Raw genomic sequence first — 984 nt, forward strand, 5'->3', positions numbered from 1 at the left:
CGGCGCCGTTCTTCGTCGCAGACGGAGCAGGACTCGATGTGGCGGCTGATGCGTTTGCGCATGAGCACGCTGAAGCGCCCGTCCCAGCCGGCCAGGATGGTGCCCAGCTCGGCGCATTTGTCGACGGTGTGCTGGGCACGCCGAGCCACGAGCAACGCGCCCAACGACGATTCGATGGTGGTGCGCAGCCGCGACACCATCTTGTTGGCGGTGCCGGGGCTGACCTCCAACGCGTTGGCCAGTTCGGGCCCGTCCAGGCCGTGGCGGTAGGCCAGCTCCAGCACCGCGCGGTCCCGGTCGACGAGCCCGCCGGCGGCCTCGGCGACGAGGGCAGCCAGCTCGTTGCGCGCGGCCAGGGTGTCGGGTCCGGCGTCGTGCGACGCGGCCTCGGGCAGCTCGTCGGAGACCTGTTCGCGGCGGCGGTCCCGGATGCAGCGCAGCGCCTCGTTGCGGGCGATGGCGTACAGCCAGGGCCGCAGCCGCTCGGGGTCGCGCAGCTTGGGCAGTTGGGTTGCGGCGGAGCAGAAGACGTCCTGTACGCAGTCGGCCGCGGTGTCGCGATCGCGGACCATGCCGATGCAGAAGTCGTGCAGCCGGTCGGCGTAACGGTCGTAGATCATGGCAAAGGCGCGTCGATCACCCGACGCCGCAGCGCGGGCCAGCTCCCCGTCGCTGACGATGTCAAAGTTGGATAGCGCGGTCGTCACATCGTTTCCCCAGCCGATGAGGCGTCGGTGCGCCTCGTGCGAGAACCGACGCTGCGAATAAGTGTGCGCGCACCGCGGTGAAATAGCACGAGAAATTCCAGTTCCGTGGTGGGCGCATGAGAGGTCAGGATCGACACCAGCCTCGCTCGGACCCGCGGCGTCACTTGCACACGCCCTGCACGAGGTGGTGCGGCGGCAGGCACAACACTGGCGGGGGGTGCGCGTTTGTCCGCGACACGCCGGCGTGTGACGGCATTCTGCGCACCCTCGCGGGATA

1 protein-coding gene is annotated in these 984 nt (G+C 69.4%); it reads right to left on the bottom strand.

What is annotated here, in order from left to right; all coding sequences use genetic code 11:
• Nucleotides 1-707 (bottom strand): RNA polymerase sigma factor (locus tag A5706_RS11090; protein WP_068130182.1); only part of this gene is annotated, 707 nt, incomplete at its 3' end.
• Nucleotides 708-984: the final 277 nt, after the last annotated feature.

It is taken from the genome of Mycobacterium sp. E796 (genome assembly GCF_001672815.1).
Lineage (GTDB): Bacteria > Actinomycetota > Actinomycetes > Mycobacteriales > Mycobacteriaceae > Mycobacterium.